Here is a 19900-nt window from a genome sequence, read left to right on the forward strand (position 1 = left end):
CAACTGGCAATTGGATGCTTCATTGCCAGTACATTTAATTTTCTTTATTTGTTCTCGTAATCATAAGATCAAGTCCAAGGCTTTTTAACCCATATAAATAATCTTCTTTCCAGTTGCTCACTGTTATTTTCGGAATATGTTCTGCCGGAATGTACTGCGGACAACTTTTTACAATCTGATCTATTACAATTTGGTTCACTTCATCATCACAGAAGATGAATCCATGAGGGTTAATAATAGCTATACATGTAGCTATTAAACGAGTAATAGCATCTATATTATATTCCTCTGGATTATTCGAATCTTCACTTCTCAAAGCTTGCAAGAAATTTTTATTATCGTACTGCGGGACGAAAGATATCTCTCCTGAGAAAAATGTGCTTCCGCGTACGACATCTCCATTTACCATAATCCCCGCACCTGGGCCATTTTGACCTGAATACAAATATACAAGAGAGGAATATTCATTGTTTCCAGTATTTTTATGATAGCCGAGTACTGCAGCATTCATATCGTTTTCTATTACTACTGGTATAGAAAACAGTTCCTCCAAGTGACTTTTCAAATTAAAATTTTGGAACTTTTCATATCCAGGAATATAGAAAATACGCCCATTATCGACAGCACCAGGAACACCAATTGAGATTGAACTTATCTTTGGAAACGTAGCTATAAGACTTTCTATATGTTCTGTCAATACACTTAGACCCGTATCGATTAATGCACTTGAAGTACTGCCTTGTTCTTTTACTTCCCCTAAACAGTTAAAAATTGTATAGTTCGTCTCATTTTTTTCTAAAAATATCGCTAAACCTAACATATATTCTGGATTATATTCATATCGTTTTGCTCTTCTTCCACCACTTGAATCATCTAAACCGGCTAAAGTGACTTCACCGTCTTGTTTCATTTTTTCTATAAATTTACTTATCGTTGGAAAACTGATTTCTAATGTATTACTAAGTTCAACTTTCGTTGCACTACCTCGCTCTAGAAGAGCTGTACGAATGCCGCGAAGGATCGTCTCTTTAATCGATTTTTGAGTAACAAATTGTTCACTCAAATCGCTCACCACCTTAATCAACATACTTATTAAACACTTTTAATAAGTTGCGTTGACAATATATCATACATCATTTTCTAAAGCAATAGAGATGATATATTTCTACTAGCGGCACTCCGTATTTAAATCGATGCATTCTCTCTCATAACAGACGATACAATTCCAGACAAGATAACAAATAATAAAACAGCTAGCAAAGCATTACGTATTCCGAATGCTTCTCCAAGTATTCCCAAAAATGGTGATCCGACTAAAAACGCTGTAAAACCGATGATAGAAACTGCAGCAACATTAGAAGTCGCATTTTCACTGTCATCTCCAGCAGCAGAAAGCCCAATCGGGAAACCTAACGCGGCACCAATCCCCCACAATACTACACCAAGTGCTAGAAAATATGAGTTACTCCCAAATATGACGATTGTCATTCCTATAATCGCCATCATAATAGTAGCACGCATAACCGCGACACGACCGAATCGATCAAGAAAATAACTACTGCACATTCGAGCTAATGTCATTGCCAATACAAAAATAGTGTACATAATAGAACCTGTTACTACACTTTGCTCATGTCCATCTACCATCACAATAGGTAACCAATCATTTGCACTTCCTTCTGCAAATGCCATTCCAAGCACAAAAAGACCAAGTAAAAGCACCTTTTTTTCCATCCGTAAAGAAGTATGTTTCGCTCGCTTTTTGTTTCGCGATTTCTCCTTCTTTCCTGTCCCATGCGGAAGAAAACGATACAACATACATACAAGTAATACAAACATGACCGAAATCGCAAGAAATTGATACAGAATTGGGATGTGAAGCGAGATGGCGGCAGAACCACTGAGCGCGCCTACTAAAGTTCCTATACTAAAAAAGCCATGGAATTTCGGAAGAAGAGTTGTTCCTAATTTCTGCTCAATGGCAGAACCTTCTACATTCAATGCGACTTCTGCTAATCCATATCCTACTCCAAATACTAGTAAGCTACCAAAAGCCCCCATACTAGAAACAAAATAAATAGTAATACCTAAACAAAGCAATCCAACAATCATAAAAAACATACTGCCTATAATAACGTCTCTAGCTCCCTTACCGTCAATAAAATGACTTGCACTTAGTAAACCAATTATTGAACCGACAGATAATCCGAACAAAATCCAGCCCATTTCTGCATTTGACACTGCTAAAATATCTCGAGTAGCTGCTGTTCTAGAAATCCATGTAGCAAATGCCACACCTGGCAAAGCAAATAAGAGGAATAGAGCATTTCGAGAGGCAAGTAGCGTCTTTGTATCATTTTCCGCAAAATCTTTCTTCATATGAAACACCTTTTACTCTTCTATCGTTTTAATAACTTTAGCTGGGTTACCACCAACAACTACATTATTAGGTACATCTTTTGTCACAACTGCCCCTGAAGCAATTACAACATTATCTCCAATTGAAATACCAGGGTTAATAATAGCGCCTCCGCCAACCCAAACATTGTTACCTATCTTTACCGGTTTTCCATATTCTTTGCCAGAGTTTCGTTCCACCGGATGTAATGGATGAGTAGCAGTATAAATGTGAACACCAGGTGCAAACATACAATTATCACCGATTCGAACTTCACAAACGTCCAAAATCACACAATTGAAATTTGCGAAAAAGCTCTTTCCAACATGAATATTGTAGCCGTAATCACAACGAAAATCAGGATTAATTTGTGCTTTCCCATCAGTTGAAGAACCTAAAAGCTGATTTAATAACGTAAAACGCCTCTCATCTCCTGTCTCCATCGCCTCGTTATAAAGGCGTGTTAAACGTTTTGCCTCCACCCTATCAGCCACCAATTCTTCGTCATCCGCAATATACATTTCTCCTGCCACCATCTTTTCTTTCTCCGTTTTCATACATTCATCTCCTTTTTTATTGAATGAGATTCACTTATTAAACACCTTTAATAAGTGCCTTTAATTAAACTTATTAAACACGTTTAATAAGTAACCTTATATTAGCATACTTTTTCATATATGCAACTAATAAGTTCGGAAAAGAAGTGCGAACTCCTTGCTCTACGTATCGATATGAAGAATAATTTATATCGAAAAACGAGGGAACGCTCAGCGCCCCCTCTCAAATCCAATCCGTTTTTTAATTTCCGCTAAATTTACCTTTGCAATAGCGCGTGCCTTCTCAGCACCGTTTTCTAACGCCTCATATAATAAATTCGGCTCATTCATATACATTGCGTACTTTTCACGAGGTCCAGCTAACTCACGATCTACAACGCGAAACAACTCTTTTTTCACATCGCCCCATCCGATTCCAGTCTCATACTTTTCACACATCGACTGTATTTCATCTTCGGTCGCAAACTCTTTATATATCATAAATAATGTTTCTAATTCTTTCGGTTCATTTGGAAGTGAAGAGTCTGTTTTGATTTTAAATATTAACTTTCGTAGTTTTTCTTGCTCTGCAAATAATGGGATCACATTTCCGTAACTTTTACTCATCTTCCTTCCATCAAGACCAGGTAAAATAGCTCCTTCTTCTTGCACTACATACTCCGGAAGTGTAAATGTCGTGCCAAATGTATGATTAAAATACGTCGCAATATCACGCGCGATTTCAATATGTTGAATTTGGTCTTTTCCGACAGGTACATGTGTAGCTTGAAATAATAATATGTCAGCTGCCATTAAAATCGGATACGTATATAACCCCATATTCACTCCTGCATCGACCTCTACCCCCGCTTCTTTATTTTGCTCCACCTTCGCTTTATACGCATGAGCACGGTTCATAAGACCTTTCGGAGTTAGGCAAGCTAAAATCCAAGCTAATTCTAGAATTTCCGGTACTTCTGTTTGCCGATAAAAAACAACATCTTCCCCAAGTCCAAGCGATAACCAAGTAGCTGCTACCTCTTTCGTATAACTGCTGAACTTTTCTGAATCATGCACAGCATTTAACGCATGATAATCCGCTATAAAATACAATGCTTTTCCTTCATTATTCTTTGACATTTGCAATGCAGGTTTAATCGCACCAATATAATTTCCTAAATGCGGATAACCTGTCGGCTTAATTCCTGTTAACATTATTTTTTCACTCACACTAACTCCTCCTTTCTCAAAATAAAAAGAGCCTCTCATCCTTAAAAAGGACGAGAGGCTCCCGCGGTACCACCTTAATTAGCTATCATTAGCTCACTTCATACTTCAATAACGTGAAGTAACCGTCTTTACCTACTCATTTCAGTTAGAAGCTCCAGAGCCCATTCCATATTCATCCCTTACTGATTTCCACCACACATCAGCTCTCTAAAAAGTTTCGAATATGTACTCTTCTCTTTCATTGCTTTTTCGTTATTTTTTACAGTTTATCACATTTCACTTCCAAACAAACCCTAATTTTCTATTTTATATAGCAGGAATTTCCACTTCAATTGTCTAATGTTATATAGGTTTGCAAAAATATTCGAAACAACTTTGGAGGTTTTTTCATGGTAAAATATATATCAATTTTAGGTTCAACAGGATCCATCGGCACATCTGCATTAGATGTCGTTTCAGCTCATCCTGAACATTTTAAAATCATCGGTTTAACCGCAAATTATAATTATCGATCTTCTTGAGCAACAAATCAAAACGTTTCAACCTCGTATTGTAAGCGTTGCGACAAAAGACTTAGCAGACAAGCTTCGTACGCGTATTTCAGCAAATACAAAAATCACACACGGGACTGATGGCTTAATCGCAGTAGCTACTCACCCTGATTCAAATCTTGTATTAAGTTCTGTTGTCGGTGTTTCAGGATTACTCCCAACAATTGAGGCATTAAAAACGAAGAAAGATATCGCTATTGCTAATAAAGAAACTTTGGTTGCAGCTGGACATATCGTAACTGAACTAGCGCAACAAAACGGATGTCGCTTAATTCCAGTAGATAGTGAGCATTCAGCTATTTTCCAATGTTTAAACGGCGAAAATAATAAAGAGATTGAGAAGTTAATTGTAACAGCTTCCGGTGGTGCTTTTCGTGATAAAACACGTGAAGAAATGCAAACATTACAAGCTAAGGACGCTTTAAAACATCCAAACTGGTTAATGGGTGCAAAACTAACGATTGATTCTGCCACATTAATGAATAAAGGCTTTGAAGTAATGGAAGCGAGATGGCTATTTGATATTCCGTATGAAAAAATTGATGTAATGATTCATAAAGAAAGTATCATTCATTCTTTAGTAGAATTTATTGATGGATCAGTTATGGCACAGCTCGGTGCTCCTGATATGAGAATGCCGATTCAATATGCGTTTCACTATCCTACTCGGCTACCTTCTTCCTATGAAAAATTAAATTTATTAGAAATCGGTAGTTTACATTTTGAAAAACCAGATTTAGAGAAGTTCCCTTGTCTACAATACGCATATGAATGTGGCAAAATCGGTGGTACTACTCCCGCTGTATTAAATGCAGCAAATGAAATTGCGAATGCACTATACTTAAAAAATGAAATTGCCTTTTTCGATATTGAAAAAACAATTTACAAAACAGTTGAAGCTCATCATAATGTAAAAGATCCTTCACTTGATGCTATATTAGAAGCGGATCAATGGGCGCGCCAATATGCAAATGAATTGTTAATAAAAAAGAGCTAAAACAGTTCCCACTGTTTTAGCTCTTTTTTCACGTATTCAACTTAACAAATCTATAACCGTGCGTAACTAACACTTTTAATATCGCATATCCTGGAATGGCTAAAATAATGCCCATAATCCCGAATAAGTTTCCGGCAGTTAAAATGATAAATATGATTGTAATCGGATGAATATCTAGCTTTTTCCCCATTACTTGCGGAGAAATAAATTTACCTTCTGCTAATTGTACAACCATCATTACAATAATTACCTTTAAAACCATCCCTGGCGAATCAATAAACGCAATAATTAACGCTGGTGTAATTGCGATAATTGGTCCTACATACGGAACGATATTTACAATCATCGCTAAAATAGCGAGTAGTACTGCATATTTAATACCGATAATAAGGTAACCAATTAATAGCATAATACCGATAAACAAGCTAACTATAATTTGCCCTCTAATGTACGAACTAATCGCATAATGCATATCATCTAGTATTCTCATTGCTGCTGGTTGTCTTTGCTCTGAAATAAACTTTAAAAAGTGATTCGGCAATTGCTCACCATCTTTTAAAAGATAGAACAATATAAATGGAACCATTACAAATGTTAAAACAACCTCTGTAACAGTACTCAAAAATCCAGTTACATTCCCAGTTACTGATGATAATGACTTTGTAAAATCAACTGTGTAGTCTTTTACCATATTCGCAACATTAATATTTAAATTCTCCTGAATTTTACCGAGTAAATTACTTTCCCCGAATCTACGTGCTGCTTGTTCAATCTCATGGCCAAAATACGGTAAGTTATCAATTAATGCATCAATTTGATCTTTAATAATAGGGATAACCGTTACAACTAAAAATACAAATAATCCTAGTACGATTAAATATATGGAAGCTATCGATACGATTCTTGAAACACCTTTCTTTTCTAAAAGCGAAACGAATGGATGCAAAATATAAAATAGCACGCCTGCTAATAGTACTGGGAAGAAAATTGTTTTTAAAAATACGATAAACGGTGTAAAAACAAATGATATTTTTGTTAGCAATAAAATATTAATGAACAATAACGCAAATCCAAGTAATACCGCCAAATAATTTTGTTCTCTAAAAAACTTTCTTAACTTATCTCTTTTTCTTATATTTATTTTCTCCAATGAAACCACCTCTTCGAATGATGAAAAGCCCTTATTCAGGGCTCTTCATCATAATCTATATCTCTATTTCCTTGCAGCTTTCACTACAAATGATACAATAAGAATTAACACGATTGCACCTAATAATGCCGGCACGACATGAATCCCACCAAATGATGGCCCAAAGGATCCAAATAATCTACCACCTAACGAAGCACCTAATAAACCTGCGATAATATTTCCGAACATACCACCTGGGAAATTTTTACCCGTTATAGAACTAGCAATTGCACCTATAATAGCACCAACTATTAATGTGATAATCCATCCCATTTTTAGTCCTCCATTTCTATTATAGTTTGTATGATTCAATACAAACATATGTATTTATCATTGCTAATCATATTTCACTATAGAAATATATTTACTACTATTTTACATATGGAGATACATATATTATATGCAAAAAAGAAAAATATTGTCAAACTCACCCATAAAGCAATTATATTCATATACCATATTTAAAGGAGGCTTCATTATCTATGATTCTTAAGTTAAATTCCACTTCTTTTGAAGTAGCAACATCCATTTTACAGGTTCAAATTCCAGCTTATAAAGTTGAAGCAGACTACTTAAATAGTACTGCCATACCTCGTTTATATGATACTGTAAACGATATTCAAAATTGCGTTGAAACATTCTATGGATATTTTTCTGAAAATAAACTTGTCGGTTTTATTTCTTTTGTACAAGAAGAAAAACTAATCGATATCCACAGGTTAGTTGTATCGCCCGATTTTTTTCAAAAAGGAATCGCAACGAAACTCCTAATTTATATATTTAACATGTTTCCCTCTTCAATGACATACATTGTACAAACAGGTAAAGCGAATACCCCTGCTATTACTTTATATAAAAAACACGGATTCATTACAGTATCAGATACAATACTTCCTGACGGTATGATTCTTACGCAATTAAAAAAGACAGAATACACAAAATAATTTGACTTGTTCGCTCCTTTATGTTATTTTTTACTTTATAAAACCTTTTGCTGAGTCCAAATTTTGGAGCGGGGGAACCATTTTTGTAGCTATGCTACTTGGGGCGAATCTTTTTTAAGTAGGGAAACTCTCACTTCCCGAGTCCGACAGCTAACCTCGTAAGCGTAATGGGAGAGGAAGGTGCTTTTTGCCTATGTTACACATTTTGCCTCCTTAATTATAAATATGGGATCGATATCAAATAGTCACCTATATTTATAGAAAAGGAGAATGTATTATGTTACGTTTATCTGATCACGCAATAAAAATGATGGAGCAAAGACTTCGATTAGAACAACACCGCACATATCAAGCAAATAAAGTTGTAGATAACTTACATCACAAATACTTCTTTCAACATATTTTTCAACCAAAAAGATAAAGAAAATGTTTATTTAATATTAAAAAACACAAGGTGCGTCTTACAAAGACATTCCTTGTGTTTTTTATATTCTTTATAAAATTCTCACTACATTTAAACTTGCTGTAATCGCACCTGCTATAGTAGTCACATGCCCTACACCTAACGGGCCATTTTGTAATATTAATGTTGAATTAGCACTCGTCACATTCACAAGAAGTGTATTTGAAATGGCTGGTTCGATTACTACAGTTGATGTCGTTACGTTTTGTATAAAACTTCCTGTTAGTTGAGCTCCATTTAATAGTAATCTGACAGATACTGTCTCATTCCCAGCACTTGCATCCCCTTGAAAATAATAACTTACTAAATATATTCCAGGCGTAGATACAGTAACCGTTGTAGGGCTAGTTAAAGATACTCCTGTTCCATACACTGTAGATCCACTATTAATTGGAATATTGGCATTTGCCGCAATGGCACTCGTTGAGGTAGAAAAGAAATAGCCTCCACCTGTTGATATAGCAGAAGGGCCTGTTGCTCCTGTTAAGCCTGTTGGACCCGTGGCTCCTGTTGGGCCTGTTACTCCCGTTCCCCCTGTTGCTCCAGTTATTCCTTGTATGCCTTGTATTCCGGTCGGTCCAGTTGCACCAGTCACTCCCGTCTGACCTGTTGCTCCCGCCTGACCCGTTACACCTTGTGGACCTTGGATTCCCTGTGGACCTTGTGGACCTGTTGCTCCCGTCGGGCCGGTTGCTCCCGTCGGACCCGTTATCCCCTGTGGACCTTGGATTCCTTGAGGACCTTGTGAGCCCGTTGCTCCTGTCTCTCCAGTTGCTCCCGTCTGCCCTGTTACTCCTTGTGGTCCTTGAATTCCTTGGGGACCTTGAGGACCCGTTACTCCAGTCGGACCTGTTGCTCCAGTTGCTCCGGTTGGTCCCGTCGAACCGGTTACCCCTTGAATTCCTTGCGGTCCAGTTGGGCCGGTTGGACCAATAGGCCCTTGGATTCCTTGGATTCCTTGAATGCCTTGTGGACCGGTTGGGCCTTGTAGACCTTGTATGCCTTGAATTCCTTGTGGTCCTGTTGCCCCTGTTGGACCAGTTGGCCCCTCTGGACCTTGCACTCCTTGGATTCCAGTCGAACCGGTTGGACCTATATTTCCTTGTGGTCCCTGTATGCCTTGAATTCCTTGTGGACCGGTTGGGCCTGTTATGCCGCTCAGCCCTTGTACTCCTTGGATTCCTTGGGGTCCAGTTGGTCCCTGTATGCCTTGAATCCCTTGTAACCCCTGTAAACCAGTTGGACCCGTTGCTCCCCTTACGCCTTGCTCACCTTGTATGCCTTGAATTCCTTGTGGGCCGGTTGGACCGATTGGCCCCTGTACCCCTTGCACACCTTGCGGACCGGTTGGGCCGGTTGCCCCTACCGGTCCCTGTATCCCTTGTAAACCTTGTAGACCGGTTGGGCCTGTTACTCCCATTACACCTTGAGGTCCTTGAATACCTTGATCACCCGTTGGACCAGTTGCCCCAATTGGTCCCTGCACTCCTTGCAAACCTGTTAAACCTGTTGCTCCAGTTGGTCCCTGTACTCCTTGCACTCCTTGAATTCCAGTCGCTCCCGTTGCTCCGGTCGCCCCTGTTGCCCCTGTTGCTCCCGTCGGACCTGTCGGGCCTCCTGGTGATCCTGCTGGACCTGTTGGACCTGTCGGGCCTCCCGGTGGCCCCGTTGGACCTGTTGCTCCCGTCGGACCTGTTGCAGAACCAGTCGGACCAGTTATCCCAGTTGCTCCTGTCGGGCCTGTTGGACCGGGATCACCTTGTAAACCAGTTGGGCCTGTTGGACCGATTTCACCTTGCACTCCTTGAATTCCTTGAGATCCTGTTGGACCGACCTGCCCCATCTCACCTTGTGGACCTTGTAAACCTTGGACCCCAGTTACCCCTGTTGGTCCCATTGGACCTTGTTCTCCTTGAATTCCTTGAGATCCTGTTGGACCAGTCGGGCCAATTGGTCCCTGAATACCTTGTATACCTATTACCCCTTGTAAACCACTACTCCCTAAATTCCCTTGAACACCTTGTATACCCGTATTTCCAGTTGGTCCCGTTGGACCGATTTCACCTTGTACTCCTTGTATACCTTGTATTCCTGTTGGACCTGTTAATCCGATTTCACCTTGCATTCCTTGTATACCTTGTATTCCTGTTGGGCCTGTTGGACCTATTGGGCCAGGAATTCCTTGTATCCCTTGAATACCAGTTGGACCAGTCGGACCTCTTTCACCTTGAATTCCTTGAACACCTTGTATTCCCTGTGGCCCTCGTTCTCCCATAGGTCCTTGATTACCTTGAGAACCTTGTGGTCCAGTTAAACCCGTTGGGCCTGTTGGACCATTTTCTCCCTGCACCCCTTGCACTCCTTGTATTCCTTGAGGACCAGTTGGACCGATTGGACCTTGTACGCCTTGTATTCCTTGTGGTCCAGTCGGTCCACCTAAAGCACCAGTTGGACCGGTTGGTCCAGTGGGCCCCGTAATACCTGGCGGTGGAAAAGGAATAGGTGCTTGAAACTTACTACACTTATCTTGATTCTTCACAAGCATCTCCTCCCGTTTGTAACGCATCAAACTATTTGTAATATGTTTAAGCTAGCTGTTATTACTCCCGCTAATGTCGTTACATGCCCAATAGCTAATGGACCATTTTGTAAAGATAAAGTAGCATTTGAAGAAGTAACATTAATGACCATCGTATTAGAAATCGCTGGTTCTAATATAAAAGTACCTCCTGTAACATAAAGAATAAAACTCCCTGCGACTTGTGTTCCGTTTAAAGTAAGCCTCACGGAAATCGTTTCATTCCCCCCATTTGGATCACCTTGAAAATAATAGCTTACTAAATATATTCCCGGCGTACTTAACGTTACAGTTGTTGCATTTGTTAAACTTACACCAGAACCAAAAACTGTAGATCCGGAATTAATTGGTATTAACGCATTCGCTGCAATTGCACTCGTTGCAGTGGAAAAGAAATAACCGCCCCCACTAGGTAAACCAGTCGCTCCAGTCGCTCCTACTATTCCCGAGAAGCCTATTGCTCCTACGCTACCAGTTGCACCTGTAGGTCCAACCGCTCCGTTTTGCCCCTGACTACCTTGTGCTCCAACTGGGCCTATACTACCACTAGCACCTGTCACTCCACTTGCTCCAGTTGGGCCTTGCAAACCTTGAACTCCTTGTATACCTTGTATTCCTTGCGGACCCGTTGCACCTGTATTACCTGTCGTTCCCGTTATTCCTTGTATTCCCGTAATCCCTTGCACTCCTTGCACACCTTGTGGTCCAGTTGCCCCGGTTGCTCCAGTAGCCCCAGTTTCACCCGTTGTACCTGTAATTCCAACATTTCCTTGTGGACCTTGGGGCCCTTGACTACCTTGCGCTCCTTGGACTCCTTGAGGTCCTGTTATACCAATTTCCCCTGTATTTCCTTGAGGGCCTCTAATTCCTTGTGCTCCTGTTGGACCGATAATTCCTTGCACACCTTGTATTCCTTGCACTCCTTGCGCTCCTGTTGGACCCGTTATTCCTTGTATTCCTTGAGGACCTTGCAAACCAATAGCTCCAGTCGGTCCTATTATTCCTTGCACTCCTTGAGGACCTTGGGCACCTTGTGTACCTGTCAATCCGGTAGTCCCTTGTATCCCTTGAACCCCTTGAGGACCTTGTGTTCCAGCTGCTCCTGCTTCCCCTTGAATTCCTTGTACGCCTTGGATTCCTTGTGCTCCAGCAGGACCGGTTGCTCCTCGGATTCCTTGTGCACCTTGAGTTCCTTCCGCTCCTGTAACACCAACTGGACCGGATACGCCTTGTATTCCCACCATTCCTTGTGCTCCTGTTGGACCTATTACACCTTGAATACCTTGAATACCTTTAGGACCTTCTGCACCTGTTGGACCAGTTACTCCCAGCGGACCTTGTATTCCTTGAGAACCTTCTGCACCTGTTGGACCTGTTATACCTTGGTTACCTTGAGGACCTTGTGCACCTTGTACTCCAACTGCTCCAACTACACCTTGGGAACCTTGCGCTCCCCTTACACCTTGATGACCTGTTGGACCGGTTATACCTTGCACTCCTTGCGCTCCAATTGGTCCTATCTCTCCGCTTACACCTGTTGAACCAGTCGCTCCCGTTGGACCTGTTGGACCTCCTGGTGGACCTGGTGGACCTGATGGACCAGTCACTCCACTAGATGGACCAATTGGACCGGTTGTTCCCGTCGGACCGCCCGGTGGTCCTTCTAAGCCTTGAATACCAATACTACCCGTCGCTCCCGTTATACCTCTTATTCCCTTTATCCCTTGAAAGCCTGTTGCTCCCGTTATACCTTGTATTCCTTGCACACCTTGTGGGCCTTGTAAACCTATTGCACCTGTTATCCCCTTTATTCCACTTATCCCTTGAGCACCTTGTATTCCAGTAGAACCAGTTGGACCCACTTCACCTTGTATTCCTTGAGCTCCTTGTGGCCCTTCCTCTCCAGTAATTCCTTGTATCCCTTGGAGGCCGTCTTCTCCTTGTATACCAATAGCCCCTTGCTCTCCTTGTATTCCTTGAACACCTTGAGGACCTTGTGGACCAGTTACACCCGAGACTCCAGTTATGCCTCTCTCTCCCTGCATTCCTTGTGCTCCCGTTTGTCCTCGCTCACCTATTTCCCCTTGTATTCCTTGTGTGCCTTGTATACCTTGACTACCAGCAGGACCCGTAGCTCCTTGTATTCCTTCTAATCCTTGTACTCCAATATCACCAATTAAACCTTGGTTTCCAATTAATCCTTGAGCACCTTGGAGACCAGTTGGGCCAGTTATACCTTGCTCTCCTGTATCACCAATAGCTCCTTGTATTCCTTGTGCTCCTGTTGTCCCTCGGGGACCTTGTATCCCCCTGATACCTTGAGGACCTTGGGGCCCAGTTGCTCCCGTCGGTCCAGTCACCCCTGTAGGACCAACAGGACCTTCATGCCCTCCAGTTGGACCGATTGGACCACTATTACCTGTCGGACCAGTTGCTCCTATAAGTGGAAGAGGCAGTGCCACTCCGAATTTTTTGCAATTTCTATGATGACGCACAACAATCCCCCTCCCCAAAAATAATTACACTTTTTATATGAAATGCATTTTTATAACAAAAGTACACATTTAACCTCAATTTTATTAAAATAAAGAAGCCTATCATTTGTTTGAAATGATAGGCTTCTTTTATAAAAACAGTTTACTTTCTAGCTTTCATAATAAAAGTAGTTGGCACCATCCTAGCTTTATATAAAGAATAATATTTCGTAGACAGCTCAGTTAGTTCTTCATCAAACGAGCTCGATGGTTCAGGCTCTTCTATTAATAAAAAGATTCGACCATCATATGTGACAGTCGAATCTTTTTATTTTTCATATTCAAGGTGATTATGTCTTTTACAACCAAATAAATAGCAAGCCCCTATATAATCAGTTTCAAACTCTAATCCTGGAACGTATCCAGATTTGATACGTTCTACCATTGTTTTATAACAATTATTCTCTTCTGTATATTCCTCAATTAACTCTTTCTTATCATTTTCTGTCCAGTTTTCTTCTACTTCTTCATTCTGAACATCTTCTATTTCTGCTGTTTTCGCTTCGATAGATTCCCGTATAACTTCATTTATATGGGAGAAATTATTCGTTTTATATAGAGCATACACAAACCTACCAATCCAATTAGGACTTTTCCAGCATTCTTTATATCCCTTTTCGAACCATTCAATTGCTTCTTTATAGCAATTCAACTCAACATATAAATCTGCTACATTAATTTCCCCTAAAAAATTATCAGATTCCCTGTTAAAAGTATCTAACTTCTCTTTTGCTTCTGTCGTTCGTTCTAAATCAATTAAACATTTTACATAGCTATACATGATATAGTCCGAATCCCCTGCAACTCGCAAGAAAAATTCTGAAGCTTTTTCCAACTCTCCAAGGTTATAATGCGCTACAGCTACATTATGATATGCTTCATCTGATGGTTGAATCGAAATAGACTTTTGTAATGCTTCTTTCGCTTCTGTCCATTTTTCTTGTTTCATGTAAATGTCCCCTAAGATGTTATAAGGAAAGTATGAAGAAGGATTCAACTTAACAACTTCTCTTATTAATTCAAGAGCTTTATCATCATTCTCTTCCTCATAAAAGTACATCCAGGCAAGATTATTGAGAGATTGTACGTCTCTAGATTCATGTACTGCTTGTTGAAACAGTTCCATTGCTTCCTCATATTTATTTTGTTCAAACATTTCAATTGCCTTCTCATTAATGTTCAAATAACTACCTCCGAAGTAAATGAATTCATCTATTCTCTATCATTATAGTAAAATGTAAAAATTATAATTTCTATAAAAAAATTTCTTTTTCTCGTCTACATTTCGATTGAAATAGCAGCTAAAACACACGAATTTACAATAATAAGTAAACTTTCAATCTCCCTTAAATTGGATATACAGCCTGTATCATTTTACATATTATGGTACAATCGAAAGGGATGCTCACTAAACGTTTACATAAAACACTAGCAGTCTAACAATACCAAAATCAAAAATCACATAGAATCGGAGGGTATGTCATGAAAAAGAAATTACTTGTTCTTCTATTCACTGGAATCATATTATCAGGATGCTCAACTATAGCAGAGAATTCTTTAGAAAGCGGGAAAGGCAGTATGGAATTATTAACACCAACGATCACAGCAAAAGACAATGAATTAGAAATTAAAACTAAAGGCATTGATGAAAATAAAGTAACTTTTATTTATGTTGCTAATAAAAAAGTGTTGGAACAAAAACTAAAAAATGGTGAATCCTACAAACTTAACATTAAAGATATCGAACACGCTCATAGGACGGACTACAAACCAAAAGTTCAACTTTTACAAACGAAAGACGATGATGATGATGGAGAAATAGTAACCTTCAAACAAGTTAGATATACAGTTAAAAACTGATTTTAAAGTTGTTTCATTATAAATGTAACAAAAGAAAATATACTTTTAACAGTAGATAAATGTAGGGGTGCTAACATGAAAAAACGATGGATTTCTTGGTGGATTGGTAACATATTTTGGATTATCGTTTTTGGAATATGGGCCGCTATTATTTGGCTACGAGATGTTGATGGTGCTGGTGTTATTCAAACACCTGAAATTAAATCAATATCACTTATCGTTTTATTAATCACGTTTATCATACCGGTATTTTTTCAAATTATATGGCTAATCATTAATTTGAGAATGAGTAAAAAACATAATTATACGATTTAGTTTTTTTGAATTAACAGATGAATATTTTTCATAAAAAAAGAGAGGAATCTACATCAAAATAGATTCCTCTCTTTTACATTTAGACTTATACTGCGCTTTTAATGCAGCACTACTCCTCTTTTTTACGATGCATGTTCATCTTTCTTCTTCATTAACGCTCTTTTCTTCATCGCCTTCGTTAAATATCCACCTTTAAACGAACGAATTTCATACGAAGACATAAACGCTTTCGGTGCAATTTCATTAATGATTTCTAAAAGCTCTTTCTCTCTAGAACGCTTTGCGACGATATCTAAGCGATAACGTATAGAATTAATACCTTCGCCTTCAAATACTGTAACGCCAAATCCAGAGTGACGTAACTCATCTACTAATTCATTACAACGGTCTAGTAAACTAACTTGATACGTAATATAACCAATTGCTAATTTATTCTCTATATAACCGCCTAATAACAGTCCCGCACTAAAGCCAATGACATAGGCAACGATGTTCATCCAATTTGATAAATCTTGAAACACAATACCTAAACTGACAATGTAAATAGCTCCTTCTAACAATCCAACACCAGCAGCGGATCTTGTTTGATTCTTTACAAGCAAAATCGTACGGATTGTTAAAATTGGAACGTAAATAATTTGAAGCACAAAAATAAGTAGCGCTTGTAACATTGGTATCCACCTCTTTCAAAAAGTCTTTTGTCATAATAACATACATAACCTTTAGAAATCGATGGGTTTTTTAAAATTTTTTTATTATTTTTCATACTATTGAAAAACGAAAAAAAGAAGCGTATTATATTTGTCGTTAATTTGATTACTTGTATATTATCGCTAAACTAAAAAAGGAACCCGATTAGGTCCCTTTCATCATAGCTCTATATTTTTCGAAGCATGTTCCCTTTGCTTCTCTTCTTCTTTCACTAATTGCATATTTGCATAAGCTAAATTTGCAATCATTAAAAAGTGACCACCTAAAATACCTGTACCGAATGCCCACATTTCCATTTCATGCTCAATTTCATACATGATGATAGCTCCTAAAATAGCAGCTGCAAATCGGTTTAAAACTCCTAATCCAGGAGCCTTTTCCTTCATTACGATACTTTTCCCGAGTTTCTCCACTCTGCGAGCTAATAACCAAAGACAATAGGCGCTTACTGCTAATCCAATACCGAACCCTGTCACTTGTTTTCCAAACGGAGTAATCGTCCACATAAGTAGTAAACCACTAAAGATCACATACAATTGTAATCGATATACACGTAAGGCTTCTTGAATCAAAATATCCGCTCCTAAGTTCTCATTTTTGTACTTTAGAAGAAAAGCAGCAACTTACACAGTTGCTGCTTTCTCTTCTTCTTGTTCTTGTTCCATCTTACGAATTTCAACACGTTTAATTTGGTAAGCGTCTTTTTCTAACACTTTAAATTCATAACCTTCTGCCTCAACGTGTTGTCCTTCTTCGATTTCATGATTTTGCATCATAATCCATCCACCGATTGTATCCACATCATCTTCTTCGATGTGTAATCCAAATAAATCTTTCACTTCTGAGATAAGCACTTTTCCATCAACAATGATATGTTGCTCGTTCACATGTTGAATTGGCGGTGCTTCATCTTCATCATATTCGTCACGAATTTCGCCGACGATTTCCTCCAAGATATCTTCAAGCGTTACAATTCCGGCTGTTCCTCCGTACTCATCATATAAAACAGCCATCGGAATTCGCTTCTTCTGCATTTGAAGTAATAAATCGTGAATTGGAGTCGTTTCCATCACTTCAATAATCGGACGCATATACGAGCGAATAGATGATAAATCTTTTTGATCCTCGGTCATATATCGAATAAAGAAATCTTTTACGTTGACCATACCGATAATATCATCTTTATCTTCTCCAAAAATCGGATAACGTGTGTATCGCTCATTTTGGATTACTTTCATGTGTTCTTCTACTGAATCTTCCAGGTAGAAACCAACGATTTCTGTTCGCGGTACCATAATCTCTTTTGCAATACGATTATCAAATTCAAAAATGTTATTTACATACTTGTATTCAGCTTGATTAATTTCGCCACTTTCATAGCTATCTGAAAGGATAAGACGTAATTCTTCTTCTGTATGAGCTACTTCATGTTCTGAAGCTGGCTTTAAACCAAATAAACCAGTTATCACACGAGCTGAACCGTTCAATACCCAAATAAATGGATACATTACTTTATAGAACATCATTAATGGGCCTGCCAATAATAACGTTACCCTTTCAGCCTTTTGAATTGCCATCGTTTTTGGAGCTAATTCTCCTACTACAACGTGTAAATACGTCATAATCATAAAAGCAAGACCAAATGTTAATACTGATGAAATAGAAGGATTTAAGTTCCATTTCTCAAATAACGGGTGTAATAACTTTTCAATTGTCGGTTCACCTAACCAACCTAATCCCATAGCTGTAACTGTAATACCTAATTGACAAGCAGATAAATATTCATCTAAATTTGTTGTTACCTTTTTCGCTGCTAAAGCACCGCGTTTTCCTTCCGCAACAAGCTGGTCGATACGACTTGAACGTATCTTTACAATCGCAAACTCTGCTGCTACGAAAAATCCAGTAAATGCGATTAAAATCGCAACCATGACTAAATTAAATATTTCCAATGAATCCCCTTAGTTAAAAAACTAAGGTGTCCACCTCCTGTATACTATAATGTTTTCTTATTTGTTTGTTAGAAAACATAGCCCGATACAAAAATTAAAGAGGTCGGATTTCACTTATTCTATAATAATAGAGCAAGTGTCTGTATTAAAGCTGTCGTTTGACCTGATAAAGATTTCGATATTTTTTCACGTTGTGAATCAGTCAATTCATCTAAAAGCGGTTTTAACTCAGTAAGCTCCACTTCTAATCGATGAATATGGTCTGTCACTTCATTCACTTGTTTCGAAACGTGTTCATTGATACCGAGCAGCTTCTTCTTCTCCTCGATTTTCTCTTTAATCTCACAAAGCGGCATATGCATTTCTTTGCACTTCTCAATAAATTGTAATGTCTCAAATGCTGTTTCGTCGTAATAGCGATAATTAGATTGAGATCGCTCCGCTTTTAAGATACCTAGATTCGTATAATAATCAATCGTTCGTTTCGACACGTGAGCCATGAGAGCCAACTGTCCGATTCGATACACCTTCCCAACGATCTTCCCCCCTTGTTTATATTACTTACATCATACAACACATAAACTGTACAGTCAAACGTGACGGTTTATTATTCACAATTTATACAAAATTTCAATCTCATCCTATGATTATTCAATACGAGTAATCTACACTTATGCAATAAAATCACTAAACTATTACCTAATCACTACATTGTCTGCCCTTTTTAACCTTTCTTATTTAAAAGCATATCCTACTAATAACGATTGCTTGTATAGGAGGGAATTAACATGAAAAAGACAATCATTTCTCATTTTTATAATGAAGAATACCTACTTCCATGGTGGCTTATGCATCACACGAAAATATTCGATCACGGCATTTTAATTAATAGAGGGTCTACAGATCGTTCCGTAGAGATTTGTAAACTATTAGCACCCCACTGGGAAGTACGAAATTCAAGATTTCTTGAGTTTGATCCAACTAATACTGATATTGAAGTGATGGAAATTGAAAGAGAAGTTTCAGGTTGGAAAATCGTTTTAAATACTACTGAATTCTTTTGTTGTAATAATACTGAAGAATTTTTTTCATCTCTTCATACACTAGGCCAAAACATGTATGCGATTAGAATGATTTTAATGATAGATAATCATAATTATAATTATTCAAAGCCTAGATATTCTATCCCCTTAGTAGAACAGCGATACCACGGTGTCTTCCCTTATAACCCAAATCTAGGATGTGCTTGGAGATTTATTCACAATCATCTAGACGGTGCATATTTACCTGGTAGACATCATTCGCGGCACGGATATATAATTTATGACTATCCTTCATTTATTTTAAAATTCTATTTTAGCCCTTGGAATGAACAATCAAAAGCAAGAAAATTACAAATTACACCTACCCTTTCAAAAAGGGGTATTCAAATGGGGCTTCAAACACATTACGGTCAATCTCCTGAAGTACTGGACATACGTTTTTTAGAGCTTAGTAACCTAACACAAGACCTCCGTCATAACCCTGAATATCAAGAATTATTCCCAAAATTCAAACCGTAATATTTTCTGCATCGTCATCACCTCAAACATTTTCATTCGCTTAATCAAAAACAATCTCATTTGCATAAAACATGAATACT

The 19900-nt window shown here is 38.5% G+C and carries 18 protein-coding genes, 2 pseudogenes, 1 riboswitch and 1 other annotated feature; of the genes and pseudogenes, 6 read left to right on the forward strand and 14 right to left on the reverse strand.

What is annotated here, in order from left to right; genetic code table 11:
• Positions 1 to 34: 34 nt before the first annotated feature.
• The 4 genes from AC3EMB_RS16180 to AC3EMB_RS16195 form a co-directional block, all read right to left on the reverse strand.
• Entirely contained in the window at positions 35 to 1063 is a 1029-nt protein-coding gene (locus AC3EMB_RS16180) for an ROK family transcriptional regulator (RefSeq protein ID WP_488517141.1), read from the reverse strand.
• Positions 1064 to 1185: 122 nt separating this feature from the next.
• Positions 1186 to 2379, reverse strand: a complete 1194-nt coding sequence (locus AC3EMB_RS16185) for an MFS transporter (protein WP_488517142.1) — start codon at positions 2377 to 2379, stop codon at positions 1186 to 1188.
• A gap of 12 nt (positions 2380 to 2391) precedes the next feature.
• Entirely contained in the window at positions 2392 to 2955 is a 564-nt protein-coding gene (locus AC3EMB_RS16190) for a maltose O-acetyltransferase (RefSeq protein WP_000845631.1), read from the reverse strand.
• Between the two features lie 210 nt (positions 2956 to 3165).
• The gene (locus AC3EMB_RS16195) at positions 3166 to 4164 is read right to left on the reverse strand and encodes a tryptophan--tRNA ligase (RefSeq protein WP_488517143.1); all 999 of its coding nucleotides are present in this window, start codon (positions 4162 to 4164) and stop codon (positions 3166 to 3168) included.
• A 43-nt stretch (positions 4165 to 4207) separates the two neighbouring features.
• Positions 4208 to 4415 (reverse strand) — a binding site (T-box leader).
• 138 nt (positions 4416 to 4553) lie between these two features.
• Here AC3EMB_RS16195 and AC3EMB_RS16200 point away from each other — a divergent pair.
• Positions 4554 to 5712, forward strand: a pseudogene (locus tag AC3EMB_RS16200) (1-deoxy-D-xylulose-5-phosphate reductoisomerase).
• 28 nt (positions 5713 to 5740) lie between these two features.
• Here the strand turns inward: AC3EMB_RS16200 and AC3EMB_RS16205 are convergent.
• Together AC3EMB_RS16205 and AC3EMB_RS16210 are read right to left on the reverse strand one after the other, a co-directional pair.
• Positions 5741 to 6862, reverse strand: coding sequence for an AI-2E family transporter (locus AC3EMB_RS16205; RefSeq protein WP_053563951.1), 1122 nt, complete (start codon positions 6860 to 6862; stop codon positions 5741 to 5743).
• Positions 6863 to 6925: 63 nt separating this feature from the next.
• Positions 6926 to 7174 (reverse strand): GlsB/YeaQ/YmgE family stress response membrane protein, encoded by a 249-nt coding sequence (locus AC3EMB_RS16210; RefSeq protein ID WP_000539733.1) that lies wholly within the window; start codon positions 7172 to 7174, stop codon positions 6926 to 6928.
• 209 nt (positions 7175 to 7383) lie between these two features.
• Here AC3EMB_RS16210 and AC3EMB_RS16215 point away from each other — a divergent pair, with 209 nt between their 5' ends.
• On the forward strand, positions 7384 to 7845 hold the full coding sequence (locus AC3EMB_RS16215; RefSeq protein WP_000601229.1) for a GNAT family N-acetyltransferase: 462 nt from the start codon (positions 7384 to 7386) through the stop codon (positions 7843 to 7845).
• 38 nt (positions 7846 to 7883) lie between these two features.
• Positions 7884 to 8026, forward strand: a riboswitch (cyclic di-AMP (ydaO/yuaA leader).
• A gap of 96 nt (positions 8027 to 8122) precedes the next feature.
• Complete coding sequence (locus tag AC3EMB_RS16220; protein ID WP_000945246.1) at positions 8123 to 8266, forward strand: hypothetical protein; 144 nt, start codon at positions 8123 to 8125, stop codon at positions 8264 to 8266.
• 73 nt (positions 8267 to 8339) lie between these two features.
• On the opposite strand, the gene AC3EMB_RS16225 is transcribed toward AC3EMB_RS16220, so the two are convergent.
• The 4 genes and pseudogenes from AC3EMB_RS16225 to AC3EMB_RS16240 all read right to left on the reverse strand — a co-directional run bounded on the left by AC3EMB_RS16225 (position 8340) and on the right by AC3EMB_RS16240 (position 14603).
• Positions 8340 to 10853 carry a BC_3345 family exosporium-associated protein gene (locus tag AC3EMB_RS16225; RefSeq protein ID WP_075719017.1) on the reverse strand — a complete coding sequence of 838 codons (2514 nt, stop codon included), beginning with the start codon at positions 10851 to 10853 and terminating at the stop codon, positions 8340 to 8342.
• 20 nt (positions 10854 to 10873) lie between these two features.
• Positions 10874 to 13381 (reverse strand): collagen-like protein, encoded by a 2508-nt coding sequence (locus AC3EMB_RS16230; protein WP_488517144.1) that lies wholly within the window; start codon positions 13379 to 13381, stop codon positions 10874 to 10876.
• 142 nt (positions 13382 to 13523) lie between these two features.
• Positions 13524 to 13646: pseudogene (locus tag AC3EMB_RS16235) on the reverse strand (ubiquinone biosynthesis protein UbiE); the annotation flags it as partial.
• A 42-nt stretch (positions 13647 to 13688) separates the two neighbouring features.
• Complete coding sequence (locus AC3EMB_RS16240; RefSeq protein WP_098126970.1) at positions 13689 to 14603, reverse strand: tetratricopeptide repeat protein; 915 nt, start codon at positions 14601 to 14603, stop codon at positions 13689 to 13691.
• Positions 14604 to 14902: 299 nt separating this feature from the next.
• On the opposite strand from AC3EMB_RS16240, the gene AC3EMB_RS16245 reads away from it, so the two are divergent.
• Both AC3EMB_RS16245 and AC3EMB_RS16250 read left to right on the forward strand, forming a co-directional pair.
• The gene (locus AC3EMB_RS16245) at positions 14903 to 15280 is read left to right on the forward strand and encodes a hypothetical protein (RefSeq protein WP_000728046.1); all 378 of its coding nucleotides are present in this window, start codon (positions 14903 to 14905) and stop codon (positions 15278 to 15280) included.
• A gap of 75 nt (positions 15281 to 15355) precedes the next feature.
• Positions 15356 to 15595 (forward strand): DUF3923 family protein, encoded by a 240-nt coding sequence (locus AC3EMB_RS16250; protein WP_000747681.1) that lies wholly within the window; start codon positions 15356 to 15358, stop codon positions 15593 to 15595.
• Positions 15596 to 15717: 122 nt separating this feature from the next.
• On the opposite strand, the gene AC3EMB_RS16255 is transcribed toward AC3EMB_RS16250, so the two are convergent.
• The 4 genes from AC3EMB_RS16255 to AC3EMB_RS16270 form a co-directional block, all read right to left on the reverse strand.
• Entirely contained in the window at positions 15718 to 16266 is a 549-nt protein-coding gene (locus AC3EMB_RS16255; protein WP_000938438.1) for a DUF2179 domain-containing protein, read from the reverse strand.
• A gap of 198 nt (positions 16267 to 16464) precedes the next feature.
• Positions 16465 to 16878, reverse strand: coding sequence for an ATP synthase subunit I (locus tag AC3EMB_RS16260; RefSeq protein ID WP_000613876.1), 414 nt, complete (start codon positions 16876 to 16878; stop codon positions 16465 to 16467).
• Positions 16879 to 16929: 51 nt separating this feature from the next.
• A complete protein-coding gene (locus AC3EMB_RS16265; protein WP_000402258.1) occupies positions 16930 to 18258 on the reverse strand; it encodes a hemolysin family protein in 1329 nt (442 codons plus the stop codon).
• 119 nt (positions 18259 to 18377) lie between these two features.
• Positions 18378 to 18785, reverse strand: coding sequence for a MerR family transcriptional regulator (locus AC3EMB_RS16270; protein WP_000285639.1), 408 nt, complete (start codon positions 18783 to 18785; stop codon positions 18378 to 18380).
• A 261-nt stretch (positions 18786 to 19046) separates the two neighbouring features.
• Here AC3EMB_RS16270 and AC3EMB_RS16275 point away from each other — a divergent pair, with 261 nt between their 5' ends.
• Complete coding sequence (locus tag AC3EMB_RS16275; protein WP_000750972.1) at positions 19047 to 19820, forward strand: glycosyltransferase family 2 protein; 774 nt, start codon at positions 19047 to 19049, stop codon at positions 19818 to 19820.
• Positions 19821 to 19900 lie beyond the last annotated feature (80 nt).

The sequence above is a fragment of the Bacillus sp. LQ16 genome, assembly GCF_057784645.1.

Excerpts from the sequence above, each read along its gene's own strand:
- AC3EMB_RS16255 (WP_000938438.1), bottom strand. The coding sequence starts at position 16,266 with ATGTTACAAGCGCTACTTATTTTTGTGCTTCAAATTATTTACGTTCCA.
- AC3EMB_RS16220 (WP_000945246.1), top strand. The coding sequence starts at position 8,123 with ATGTTACGTTTATCTGATCACGCAATAAAAATGATGGAGCAAAGACTT.
- AC3EMB_RS16215 (WP_000601229.1), top strand. The coding sequence starts at position 7,384 with ATGATTCTTAAGTTAAATTCCACTTCTTTTGAAGTAGCAACATCCATT.
- AC3EMB_RS16210 (WP_000539733.1), bottom strand. The coding sequence starts at position 7,174 with ATGGGATGGATTATCACATTAATAGTTGGTGCTATTATAGGTGCAATT.
- AC3EMB_RS16275 (WP_000750972.1), top strand. The coding sequence starts at position 19,047 with ATGAAAAAGACAATCATTTCTCATTTTTATAATGAAGAATACCTACTT.
- AC3EMB_RS16185 (WP_488517142.1), bottom strand. The coding sequence starts at position 2,379 with ATGAAGAAAGATTTTGCGGAAAATGATACAAAGACGCTACTTGCCTCT.
- AC3EMB_RS16245 (WP_000728046.1), top strand. The coding sequence starts at position 14,903 with ATGAAAAAGAAATTACTTGTTCTTCTATTCACTGGAATCATATTATCA.
- AC3EMB_RS16225 (WP_075719017.1), bottom strand. The coding sequence starts at position 10,853 with ATGCTTGTGAAGAATCAAGATAAGTGTAGTAAGTTTCAAGCACCTATT.
- AC3EMB_RS16190 (WP_000845631.1), bottom strand. The coding sequence starts at position 2,955 with ATGAAAACGGAGAAAGAAAAGATGGTGGCAGGAGAAATGTATATTGCG.
- AC3EMB_RS16250 (WP_000747681.1), top strand. The coding sequence starts at position 15,356 with ATGAAAAAACGATGGATTTCTTGGTGGATTGGTAACATATTTTGGATT.